This window comes from Methyloversatilis sp. (genome assembly GCF_030696805.1).
In the GTDB taxonomy this organism is placed as follows: domain Bacteria; phylum Pseudomonadota; class Gammaproteobacteria; order Burkholderiales; family Rhodocyclaceae; genus Methyloversatilis.
In genome coordinates this window covers 1-10,012 of sequence record NZ_JAUYRO010000094.1, presented here as the reverse complement: position 1 = coordinate 10,012, position 10,012 = coordinate 1, and the positions used below count along the sequence as shown (strand labels likewise).

11 protein-coding genes and 1 pseudogene are annotated in these 10,012 nt (G+C 66.2%); 8 read left to right on the top strand and 4 right to left on the bottom strand.

Annotated elements, in window-relative coordinates:
- On the bottom strand, positions 1-334 hold a 334-nt coding region (locus Q8R75_RS15110; RefSeq protein ID WP_305663786.1), incomplete at its 3' end, for a TCP-1/cpn60 chaperonin family protein.
- Between the two features lie 45 nt (positions 335-379).
- The gene (gene groES / locus Q8R75_RS15105) at positions 380-670 is read right to left on the bottom strand and encodes a co-chaperone GroES (protein WP_069038271.1); all 291 of its coding nucleotides are present in this window, start codon (positions 668-670) and stop codon (positions 380-382) included.
- Positions 671-1,226: 556 nt separating this feature from the next.
- Here groES and Q8R75_RS15100 point away from each other — a divergent pair.
- The 7 genes from Q8R75_RS15100 to msrA all read left to right on the top strand — a co-directional run bounded on the left by Q8R75_RS15100 (position 1,227) and on the right by msrA (position 7,652).
- The gene (locus Q8R75_RS15100) at positions 1,227-3,275 is read left to right on the top strand and encodes a diguanylate cyclase (protein WP_305611499.1); all 2,049 of its coding nucleotides are present in this window, start codon (positions 1,227-1,229) and stop codon (positions 3,273-3,275) included.
- A gap of 137 nt (positions 3,276-3,412) precedes the next feature.
- Positions 3,413-3,901 (top strand): VOC family protein, encoded by a 489-nt coding sequence (locus Q8R75_RS15095; protein WP_305611498.1) that lies wholly within the window; start codon positions 3,413-3,415, stop codon positions 3,899-3,901.
- A gap of 74 nt (positions 3,902-3,975) precedes the next feature.
- Positions 3,976-4,335 (top strand): YciI family protein, encoded by a 360-nt coding sequence (locus tag Q8R75_RS15090; protein ID WP_305611496.1) that lies wholly within the window; start codon positions 3,976-3,978, stop codon positions 4,333-4,335.
- Positions 4,336-4,414: 79 nt separating this feature from the next.
- The gene (locus Q8R75_RS15085) at positions 4,415-4,828 is read left to right on the top strand and encodes a YciI family protein (protein ID WP_305611495.1); all 414 of its coding nucleotides are present in this window, start codon (positions 4,415-4,417) and stop codon (positions 4,826-4,828) included.
- 16 nt (positions 4,829-4,844) lie between these two features.
- Positions 4,845-6,134, top strand: coding sequence for an RNA polymerase sigma factor (locus tag Q8R75_RS15080; protein ID WP_305611494.1), 1,290 nt, complete (start codon positions 4,845-4,847; stop codon positions 6,132-6,134).
- Between the two features lie 388 nt (positions 6,135-6,522).
- Entirely contained in the window at positions 6,523-7,029 is a 507-nt protein-coding gene (msrB, locus tag Q8R75_RS15075) for a peptide-methionine (R)-S-oxide reductase MsrB (RefSeq protein ID WP_305611493.1), read from the top strand.
- Positions 7,026-7,652: a peptide-methionine (S)-S-oxide reductase MsrA gene (gene msrA / locus Q8R75_RS15070; protein WP_305611492.1), complete on the top strand. Its 627-nt coding sequence runs from the start codon at positions 7,026-7,028 to the stop codon at positions 7,650-7,652. The genes msrB and msrA overlap by 4 nt, the downstream gene beginning before the upstream one ends.
- Before the next feature lie 240 nt (positions 7,653-7,892).
- On the opposite strand, the gene Q8R75_RS15065 is transcribed toward msrA, so the two are convergent.
- Complete coding sequence (locus Q8R75_RS15065; protein ID WP_305611491.1) at positions 7,893-8,459, bottom strand: hypothetical protein; 567 nt, start codon at positions 8,457-8,459, stop codon at positions 7,893-7,895.
- Between the two features lie 256 nt (positions 8,460-8,715).
- On the opposite strand from Q8R75_RS15065, the pseudogene Q8R75_RS15060 reads away from it, so the two are divergent.
- A pseudogene (locus tag Q8R75_RS15060) lies at positions 8,716-9,453 on the top strand (glycosyltransferase family 8 protein); the annotation flags it as partial.
- A gap of 369 nt (positions 9,454-9,822) precedes the next feature.
- Here the strand turns inward: Q8R75_RS15060 and Q8R75_RS15055 are convergent.
- Positions 9,823-10,008, bottom strand: a complete 186-nt coding sequence (locus Q8R75_RS15055) for a LysR substrate-binding domain-containing protein (RefSeq protein WP_305663787.1) — start codon at positions 10,006-10,008, stop codon at positions 9,823-9,825.
- Between the last annotated feature and the right edge of the window lie 4 nt (positions 10,009-10,012).

Sequence of the window (10,012 nt, the reverse complement as noted above, 5' to 3'; positions counted from 1 at the left end):
TGTGGCCGGCGGCCACCAGTTTGGAGCCCTGTTTGTAGATGGCCTGAGCCAGAACTGTTGCAGTTGTGGTGCCGTCACCGGCGACGTCGGAGGTCTTGGAAGCGACTTCCTTGACCATCTGCGCACCCATGTTCTCGAACTTGTCCTTCAGTTCGATTTCCTTGGCGACCGAAACACCGTCCTTGGTCACGGTCGGGGCGCCGAATGAACGCTCGAGCACCACATTGCGACCCTTCGGGCCCAGCGTGACCTTGACCGCATTGGCCAGGATGTTCACGCCGTTCACCATCCGCTCACGGGCGGAATCACCAAAACGTACTTCTTTTGCAGCCATGTTCAACTCCTTGAAAGTTTGAAAGATTCAGGTTGCAGGAGGCGATCAGGCCTCGACCACGCCCATGATGTCTTCTTCGCGCATGACCAGCAGTTCCTCACCATCGACCTTGACGGTCTGGCCCGAGTACTTGCCGAACAACACGCGGTCGCCTGCCTTGACTGCCAGCGGGCGGATCTTGCCGTCTTCGAGAATCTTGCCTGCGCCCACGGCGATGATTTCGCCCTGATCCGGCTTTTCTGCAGCTGCATCGGGAATCACGATGCCAGAGGCGGTCTTGCGCTCTTCTTCCAGACGCTTGACCAGCACACGGTCGTGCAACGGACGGATTTTCATGCAATGACTCCTTGAAAAATAAATCGCGACAAGGTCGCGAGATGGTCGATATCCGGGCGGCGCGCCCTGCGCACCGCTTTGTTAGCACTCACTGCCAACGAGTGCTAATGATAGGGGCTGGGTGTTGCAATTTCAAGTCCTCATCGCAGACGGCGCCACAGCGCAACGGTGTTTGCAGCCGCCTTTCACCATCGCAAACCGGCTCCACCGCCAGCGAGGCGGGACCGCGCGACCGTCCCAGGAGTGATTCAGGAAGGTCTGCGTGAGCCGCTTCTGCGGGAGGCACTGGCCGCTCCAGGAATTACAACGCCCGTGCCGGCAATCCGGCCTGTGCGTGTATTCCTGCGCATGTGTATCCGGCGGCTTCATCTGCGTCGTCCAGCCGCTGCAGCAACCGACCCGCCTCGACGCCTGCGCAGTCATCTGCGCCGAAGCTCTGCCGGGCCTAGCGCAGGAATCACAATTTGATGTCTGCAAGCCTTGCACCGCGTGCACAAGCCCGCACAGCTTGTGCATCATGTTGGTTGGCCTTTCACCCTTGCCCTTCGCGAAACCAATGCCTGCCCTTGACAGCCTGCATACGCGCCTGCCGCTTGCGGTGCGCATCCTGCTGTCGATTGCCTTAGCTGCGCTGGCCACGTTGCTGCGTTTCGTACTGCTGCCGATCGACGCAGGTCTGGTCTATCTGACTTTCTATTCGGGCGTCGTCGTCGCCTTCTACCTGTGCGGCCCGGGCCCAGGCGGGCTGAACGTGTTGCTCAGCGCCAGTTCCGGCTTTTACTTCTTCGTGCAGCCCTACTCGAGTTTCGGCCTCAGCCAGAACGGCGTCGTGTCGATTCTGGTGTTCTCGGCAACCAGCGCGCTGATCGGCCTGGTCGTGGTCAAGCTGCAGTCGGCGAGTGCAGCCGCCCGCAAGACGCTGGAAGCGCTTGCGCTGAACGAGGGCCGTTATCAGGCCATCGTCGAGGACCAGACCGACCTGATCTGCCGCTTTCTTCCAGGCGGCGAGGTGCGCTACGCGAACCATGCCTACTGCCGCTACTTCGGCAAGGCGGCCGAGCAGATCATCGGCAAAGACTGGCGTCCCGTCGTGCATCCGGATGACGTGCCGCCCATCGAACGCAAAATCGCTCGACTGACGCCGGAGTCGCCGGAGGTGATCGTCGAAAGCCGCGTGTTTGCCGCCAACGGCGCGCTGCGCTGGACGCAGTTCATCAAGCGCGCCCTCCACGATGCCGATGGCCGGCTACTGGAGGTGCAAAGCGTGGGGCGCGACATCACCGAGCGCAAACAGCTCGAGACGCGGCTCGCCGAGTCGCTGAACGAATTGCGGGACCTGTTCGAATACGCGCCCTGTGCCTACTACTCGCTGTCGGACGACGGCACCATCCTGCGCATGAACGAAACCGGGCTGAACTGGCTCGGGCGCACACGCGGCGACGTCATCGGCAAACTGAAGCTGCCCGATGTACTGACCCCGGAAGGCAAGGCGCTTTTCGCCGGGACGTTCCAGAAGTTCAAGATCGAGGGTTCGATCAGCAATCTGGACTTCGACATCGTCAGCCTCGACGGCGAGCTGCGCCGAGTCAACGTCAGCGCCACCGCCGTAACCGGGCCCGACGGAGAATTCCTGATGAGCCGGTCGGTCATGTTCGACATCACCGACCTGAGCGAGGCGCGACACGCATTGCGCCAGCTGGCGCGCGAGCAGGACGCGATGCTCGACAACGATCTGGTGGGCATCGTGAAGTTGCGCGAACGGCGGATCATCTGGGCGAACCGGGCAACGCACCGCATCTTCGGCTACGAGACAGGCGAGCTGACCGGCCGGAACACCCGGCAGCTGTATGCCGACGACGCTGCATTCGATGTGCTCGGGCATCAGGTGTATTCCCGCGCCGACGCCGGCGAAGTGTTCCGCCTGCAGTTCGAAATGGTGCGCAAGGACGGCACACGCGTATGGATCGATGCCAGCGGCACCCGCATGTCGGCCAGTCATGACGAATGGTTGTGGATCTTCGCCGACATCACGCGACTGCGGAAATCACAGGAAAATTCCGAATACCTCTCGCTGCACGACGATCTGACCGGCCTGCCCAATCGCCGGCTGCTGAACGACCGCCTGAGCCAGGCCGTCAGCCAGGCGCGACGCACGCGTCGGCCGTTGATGCTGTGCTACCTCGATCTGGATGGCTTCAAGCCGGTCAATGATCGCTGGGGACACGCCGCGGGCGACCGTCTGCTGCAGCAGGTCGCCACGCGGCTGCTCGGCTGCGTGCGCACGAACGACACGGTGTGCCGGCTCGGCGGCGACGAATTCGTGCTCATGCTGACCGACATGGAAGATGTCGATGAACACGAAGCGGTGATCGGACGGGTGTCGGCAGAGCTTGCCCGCCCCTTCTCCATCGGTGCAGACCAGCACGCGATCGTGACCGCCAGCATCGGCATCGCCACCTTCCCGGACGACGCGGACGAGGCCGAACCGCTGCTGCAGCGGGCGGATGAAGCGATGTATCAGGCCAAGGCACGGGGTCGCAACTGCACCCAGCGCTATCAACCGATGGGCCAGGCGCTGTTCCCGACGCCGGACCGCCGGGGCTGAAAGAGCTGGCGCAGCAACTGGCAGTCGTCCGCAAAAAATTCGGGCCTGTCGTGTCGATCCGGTGGCGCCTGCTTCGTCGTGATGGTGACGCGCCCCGCATGGGGGCGGCGCCCGACACCTGCCAGGAGAACCCGACCATGTCCCACGTCAAGCCGATCCCCGACGGCATGCACACCGTCACCCCGCATCTGGTGTGCGCCGATGCGGCTGCGGCCATCGCCTTCTACCAGACCGCCTTCGGTGCCGAGGAGCAGATGCGCCTTGCCGCGCCGCAGGGCAACATCATCCATGCCGCCATCCGCATCGGCGACTCGACGGTCATGCTGGTCGACGCCTTTGCCGGCTGCGGCCTGTTCGACCCCACGCACCTCGGCGGCTCACCGGTCACGCTGCACCTGCAGGTCGCCGATGTCGATGCCGTCGTCGCCCGCGCAGTAGCGGCCGGTGCAACGGTCACGATGCCGGTGGACGATGCGTTCTGGGGCGACCGCTACGGCAAGCTGAAAGACCCGTTCGGACACGAGTGGTCGGTCGCCACCCACGTGCGCGACGTCAGCCCCGATGAATTGCAGGCCGCGGTGCGGGCGCTGTGCAGCAATGATGCGAGCAACCCGGACGGCCACTGAGATAGCGCCGGCATTCGCCTGTATCCCGTTCATCGACCCGACCGGCGCCACCGGTCTCGCACAAGGAGCACACCATGCCGCACATGTTGTTGATCGTCGAACCGGTCGGCCAGCGCGCCGAACGTACCGAAGAAGAAGGACGCGCGCTGTACGACAGCATGATGCGTTTCGGCGCTGACCTGCAGGCACGCGGGCTTTTGATCGCCAGCGAATCGCTGCACTCGACGGCCACCGGCGCCCGGGTGGAAACGCGGGCAGGCCGCACCACCGTCGTCGACGGGCCGTTCGCCGAAGCCAAGGAAATGGTCGGCGGCTTCTTCCTGCTGGCCACCGACAACCGGCAGGAAGCGATCGACATCGCGCGCGCCTGCCCGGCCGCCACCTGGTCGACGGTGGAAGTGCGCGGCGTCGGGCCGTGTTTCGAAAAAGGATGAGCGACGCGCGCGACGGTGCCGGGCCGCCCGGGCACCGTCCGTCTGTTGCATGCTCAAGCAACCGCGAAGGAAGCCCGCCATGCGCTACATGATCATCGTCAAGGCCACGCACGACAGCGAAGCTGGCGTGATGCCCGAAGAACCGCTGCTGACCGCGATGGCTGGCTATCACGAGGCGCTGATGCGGGCCGGTGTGCTGCTCGACGCCTCGGGGCTGAAGCCGAGCGCGCACGGCTGGCGCATCCGCTACCGCGGCAGCACGCGCGACGTGACCGACGGCCCCTTCACCGGGGGCACGGACATGATCGCCGGCTACACGCTGATCCAGGTGAATAGCCGCGAAGAGGCGCTGGAATGGACGCGCCGCTTTCCGAACCCGGCCGGCGAAGGTGTCGAGGCGGAAATAGAAGTGCGGCAGTTGTTCGAGCTGGATGACTTCGCGCCGGGCGAGGCGATCGACCGCTTCCGCGCGATGGACGCCGGCGCCTCATGACGCACGCGCGCGGCCGATGAGCGCGCCCGACATCCACCGCACGCTCGACGCGGTGTGGCGCATCGAATCGGCGCGCATCGTCGGTGCGCTGGCGCGCCGGGTGCGCGACGTCGGCCTGGCGGAAGAGCTGGCGCAGGACGCGCTGCTCACGGCGCTCGAACAGTGGCCGGCGAAAGGCATACCCGACAATCCGGCCGCCTGGCTGATGACCACCGCTAAAAACCGCGCCATCGACCTGCTGCGGCAGCGCACGCTGCACGCGCGCAAGGCCGACGACATCGCGTTCGAACTCGAAGGGCAACTGCAGGACGGTGCACCGCCCGCGCCCGACGCCGCACTCGAAGCCGCCGTCGACAATCCGCTCGGCGACGACGTGTTGCGCCTCGTGTTCATCGCCTGCCACCCGGTGCTGTCGCTCGAAGCCCGCGTGGCGCTGACGCTTCGCCTGATCGGCGGCCTGGGCACGCAGGACATCGCGCGCGCCTTCCTGGTCCCCGAAGCGACAATCGCCCAGCGCATCGTGCGAGCCAAACGCACGCTGGCCGAGGCGCGCGTGCCGTTCGAGCTGCCGCCGCCGGCCGAACTGGCAGAACGGCTGTCGTCGGTACTGAAGGTGATCTACCTGATTTTCAATGAAGGCTATTCGGCCACTGCCGGTGACGACTGGATGCGCCCGACGCTGTGCGAAGAGGCGCTGCGGCTGGGCCGCATCCTGGCCGTGCTGGCGCCGGCCGAGCCCGAAGTGCATGGGCTGGTGGCGTTGATGGAAATCCAGTCGTCGCGGCTGCTCGCGCGCGTCGATGCAGCGGGTACGCCCATCCTGCTGCTTGAGCAGGACCGCAGCCGCTGGGACCGGCTGCTGATCCGGCGCGGCCTGGCGGCACTCGAACGCGCCGCCTCACCCGACGGTTACGGCCCGTACGCGCTGCAGGCCGCCATCGCCGCCTGCCACGCGCGCGCCGCTACCGCTGGAGATACCGACTGGGGCCGCGTTGCTGCGCTGTACGACGCGCTCGCCGCGCTGGCCCCGTCACCGGTGGTCGAGCTGAACCGGGCAGTCGCCCTGGCCATGGCATTCGGGCCGCAAACCGGACTGGACATCATCGACCGGCTGCTCGACGAACCGGCACTGCGTCACTACCACCTGCTGCCCGGCGTGCGTGGCGATCTGCTGGACAAGCTCGGCCGGCTGGACGAGGCGGCAGCGGAGTTCAGGCGCGCCGCGACGCTGACGCAGAACGGGCGCGAGCGCGCGCTGCTGCTCGAGCGCGCTGCACACTGCGCGCGCAATGCAGGGGGCGGCTGAGCAGACGGAACCGCGGTCGCATCCGGTCCGGCGGCGGGTGCTGCGACCGGTGCCGGCGCCGCAACCGGGCGCAACATCCTGATCCCGCCGCTCTCGCGCCGCGCCGCCGGTTCGCCCGCTCTGATTCGCCCGCTCTGATTCACACCCTCTGATTCACACCCTCTTTCACAACGCGGGATTTCGCGGCCATCGGCACTGTCCGAGACAGCAGAGCACAGGCCCGCCCGGCGCGCACCCCTGCACGGCGTGTCGCAGTGCGCACTTCCCCGGCCGGGCGTTGTAAGCATGGCCCTGCACTAACGGTCTGATCCTGCATGACGTGACCCGACCCGGGCGCGTCCGCTGCGGCGCCTGCTCCGCACACTGCATACCCATCAGGAGACATTGCATGAACCGATACATCAACCGACGCGAGTGGTTTGGCCTGATTGCCGCCGGCGCGCTGGGCGCGGTCGCTACCCGCGTGTTCGCAGCCGACGCACCCGGCGCCAGCGGCGCACACACCCCGCTCAAGCTCAGTGAAGCCGAATGGCGCAAGCGCCTGTCGCCCGGCCAGTACGCGGTGCTGCGCAACGAAGGCACCGAACGCCCGCGCAGCAGCCCGCTAAACGACGAGAAGCGGCGCGGTACCTACCACTGCGCGGGCTGCGACCTGCCGCTGTTTTCGTCCGACACCAAATACGAAAGCGGCACCGGCTGGCCCAGCTTCCACACTGCGCTGCCCGGCGCACTGAACACGAAGACCGACTTCAAGGCCATCCTGCCGCGCACCGAATACCACTGCGCGCGCTGCGGCGGCCATCAAGGTCATGTGTTCGACGACGGCCCGGCACCGACCGGCAAGCGCTACTGCAACAACGGCATCGCGCTGCGTTTCGCGCCGGCCGAAGCGTGAGCGCCGTGCTGCGACAGCTGATCGGCGCACTGGCCGGCGCCGCGCTGTGCGCGGTCGTGTTCGCGCAAGCGCCTGCCCCCGCACCGGCCGTACAACCGGCCGTTGCGAAAGCCACTTTCGCGGGCGGCTGCTTCTGGTGCGTCGAGGTCGATTTCGACAAGGTGCCCGGTGTGCTGTCGACCACCTCGGGCTACACCGGCGGCAAGACCCCCAACCCGACCTACAAGACGGTGTCATCCGACACCACCGGCCACGCTGAAGCGGTGCTGATCGAGTACGACCCGGCGAAGGTGAGCTACGAACAGCTGCTGGCCCACTTCTGGCGCAGCATCGATCCGACCACGAAAGACCGCCAGTTCTGCGACGCCGGCCACTCCTACCGCAGCGCCATCTTCACGCACGACGCCGCTCAGCTCGAAGCTGCCCGGCGCTCGCTGGCAGAACTGGAAAAGACCAAGCCGTTCAAGGCGCCCATCGTCACCGAAATCAATGTGGCCAGCACCTTCTATCCGGCCGAGGACTATCACCAGGACTATTACAAGAAGAACCCGGCGCGCTATCAGTACTACCGCTGGAGTTGCGGCCGCGATGCGCGGTTGAAGGAGCTGTGGGGCGGGAAGTGAAGTGCCGGGACGCCGTAAACCCCGGGCCGAATGGCTGCACAGAGATTGATCTACGAAGGACAAGCCGTCGCGGTTTTCGTAGGAGCCTGCCCCGCAGGCGATTCCCGTCTACGAAATCGCGACAGCGCTTGATCAGCGTACGCATCGCGGACGGGGTCCGCTCCTACGAAGGGCAACACCGTCGCGGTTCTCACAGGCGCCGGTCCGCGGCCGGCCTCGCGCGTCCCTCTCAACAAGCATTCACTCCGGGTGCCGGATCAGGTTAGGCGTATCGCGCGGGTCGAAGTCGCCCCAGTCGCCGGCAGCGATCGTGCCGTCGGCGCGTTCGATCTGGTCGGCACCGAGCGCTTCGAGAATGGCGATCACCTGCGCCTCGCTGCCCTGCCCGTTCATCGCCACCGCCACCACCATCCCGGACTCTCTCTGCGGCAGCGCGTTATCGGTACCCGCCTCGTCCTCGTCGCCCTCCTTCATCTGCGACAGGCTGCCCACCAGCGTACCGATGTGCGCACCGACTGCCGCGCCCAGGACCGAACTGACCGGACCCATCACGGCGATGCCCGCCACGCCCACCGCGGCACCGATGGCGCCGCCGGCTGCAGCCCCGCGAACCAGCCCTCCGTCGGCGTCGCTTGTTCCCGGTGATTCGTCGCGATCACCGCCGACCGGATACAGATCGTGCTGCCCGGCCGGGTTGACGTAGAAGCTGCTGATGCCATCGCGCGGGAAGCCCGCGGCCAGCAGTTCGGTAATGGCGAGTTCAACCTGATCCTGACGCTGCAGGCGCCCTGCGATGATGGATGTCATGACTGCCCTTTCCTGTGGAGGCCTTGCGGACGCCGGGTCGCGGCGGCGCTCAAGGCGCCCGACGACGTCCGCGCTGGACGCGCACCCGACCACCGGGCGCTTCGACCGCCATAGCTTGGCGGCTGCGCCGTGCAGGGTCTGTACGCTGGCGAACCGGCACGCTCGCCGGGCGTGTGCATGTCGGAATCCGGTCTGGATACGCCCCACGGTGCGTACGGAATCCGCGTTAAGCGCCGCTTAATGTCGTGCGCTCAGGATGCGTTCGTCAGCCCGTACAGACGGGCAACTTTCCGGTCAGCCACCCATGACGCAACATGACATCCGACAAGGCGTGCAGCACGATACCGCCGTCGTCATGGCGTGCGATGCAAACTACGCGCCGTACGCGTTGTTCATGGCAGAGCAGATCGCGTTGCTGCACCCCGACCGCACATTCGACATCTGCCTGTTCTCACAGGACGAGCTGGAGCTGCCGCCGTCGCTGGTTGCCAGCGGACTCAAGCTGATGAAGATGCCGCCCGGCAACCCGTTCCACACCGGAACCCATGCTGATCGCCACGGCGCGGCAGCCTACCTGCGCTTGCTGATTCCCGGCGAGGTCACGGGCCGCTACCGGCGCATCCTCTACCTCGACAGCGACATCGTGCCGATGAGTGCCGGCATCGATCAGTTGCTGGACATGGACCTGCTCGGCTCGGTCATCGGCGCGGTGCGCGACAACGTGCAATGGCGAACGCCGGGGCGGCGCGTGCCTGAAAACCGTAAGCTCGGCCGCCCGGCGTCGCCCTACTTCAACTCGGGCATGCTGCTGATCGACATCGAGCGCTACCAATCCGAATGCATACTCGAACGCTGCCTGCAGGTGCTCGCCGAATCGCCCGAAGCCGTGCTGCGGCACGACCAGTCGCTGCTGAACCTTGCACTCGACGGCCACTGGACCGAGCTCAGCCCGGTGTGGAACTGGCAATACACGTGGTCGTCGCGATTCTTCGCCGATCTGGTGGAGCCTAAATTCATTCACTTCATCGGCCCGAACAAGCCCTGGCGCGACACCGCATGCACCTTGCCACCGCGCTTTCGCCGCGCCTACCGAACGTTTGCCCAGCGTCATTACCCGGCTCGAACGGATCTGGCCGCGATCGACCCGGTACGCCGCGGCTGGCCGCCAAAACTGGCACGCGCCTACTTCAAGCACCTGCTGAGCATCGGCGCGATGACCGACTACCTGGACCGCTTCGAATCCGACTTCTCCTGCCACCTCGCCATGTGGAGAACATCGATCGGATCACGCCGTCGGGATGTCGCGGCTTTCAGCCATCCGGCGCAAGCCGGCGCGCACGCTGCACGTCCCGGACGGGAGGCGCTACGCTGCGAGGCGCGCCGCCAGATCATCGATCAGCACCCGCACCCGATGCGGCACGTGGCGGTTGCCGGGCAGCACGGCGTACACCCCGAGTTCAGGCGTGTCGAAGGCGTCCAGCACCGGCACCAGCCGGCCGTCCGCCAGCCACGGGTCGAGGATGAAGTCGGGCTGGCAGGTGATGCCCATGCCG

Excerpts from the sequence above, each read along its gene's own strand:
- groES (WP_069038271.1), bottom strand. The coding sequence starts at position 670 with ATGAAAATCCGTCCGTTGCACGACCGTGTGCTGGTCAAGCGTCTGGAA.
- Q8R75_RS15100 (WP_305611499.1), top strand. The coding sequence starts at position 1,227 with ATGCCTGCCCTTGACAGCCTGCATACGCGCCTGCCGCTTGCGGTGCGC.
- Q8R75_RS15095 (WP_305611498.1), top strand. The coding sequence starts at position 3,413 with ATGTCCCACGTCAAGCCGATCCCCGACGGCATGCACACCGTCACCCCG.
- Q8R75_RS15090 (WP_305611496.1), top strand. The coding sequence starts at position 3,976 with ATGCCGCACATGTTGTTGATCGTCGAACCGGTCGGCCAGCGCGCCGAA.
- Q8R75_RS15085 (WP_305611495.1), top strand. The coding sequence starts at position 4,415 with ATGCGCTACATGATCATCGTCAAGGCCACGCACGACAGCGAAGCTGGC.
- Q8R75_RS15080 (WP_305611494.1), top strand. The coding sequence starts at position 4,845 with ATGAGCGCGCCCGACATCCACCGCACGCTCGACGCGGTGTGGCGCATC.
- msrB (WP_305611493.1), top strand. The coding sequence starts at position 6,523 with ATGAACCGATACATCAACCGACGCGAGTGGTTTGGCCTGATTGCCGCC.
- Q8R75_RS15065 (WP_305611491.1), bottom strand. The coding sequence starts at position 8,459 with ATGACATCCATCATCGCAGGGCGCCTGCAGCGTCAGGATCAGGTTGAA.
- Q8R75_RS15055 (WP_305663787.1), bottom strand. The coding sequence starts at position 10,008 with ATGGGCATCACCTGCCAGCCCGACTTCATCCTCGACCCGTGGCTGGCG.